The 461-nt window shown below is 56.8% G+C and carries 1 protein-coding gene; it reads left to right on the top strand.

Annotated elements, in window-relative coordinates; all coding sequences use genetic code 11:
• Positions 1-395, top strand: a 395-nt coding sequence (locus D7X55_RS40780) for an integrase core domain-containing protein (protein ID WP_147470490.1), incomplete at its 5' end; no start/stop codon positions are given.
• Positions 396-461: the final 66 nt, after the last annotated feature.

Here is a 461-nt window from a genome sequence, read left to right as displayed (position 1 = left end):
ATTCCGAGATCCTCACCAATGAACGTAAAGACACTGCTGCAGCGTTCTGGAAACGAGCGAGACAGTACTTCACCGATGCCGGCATCACTGTTACTGCGGTGATGACAGACAACGGCTCCTGCTACCGATCCAAAGTATTCGCGCAGGCCCTCGGGAAGGAAGTGAAGCACCGATTCACCAGGCCATACCGGCCACAAACAAAAGGCAAAGTCGAACGCTTCAACCGCACCATCGCACAAGAGTGGGCGTACGCAACCGTTTACGCATCAGACGAGGCCAGGGCCGCAACCTACGACGCCTGGCTACATCACTACAATCATCACCGACCCCACACCGGGATCGGAGGGCAAACTCCGTCAGATCGCGTTCACAACCTCACGGGGAACTACAACTAGCGCACTGGCTGCAAGCGTCGCGTCGTGCGGAGCCCTGAATGTAGAAGGCAGAGACGAAAAGGACGC

Source organism: Corallococcus sp. AB049A (assembly GCF_003668885.1).
GTDB lineage: Bacteria > Myxococcota > Myxococcia > Myxococcales > Myxococcaceae > Corallococcus > Corallococcus interemptor.
The sequence above is the reverse complement of the archived record's forward strand: the minus strand, read 5'-3'. Positions and strand labels throughout refer to the sequence as shown.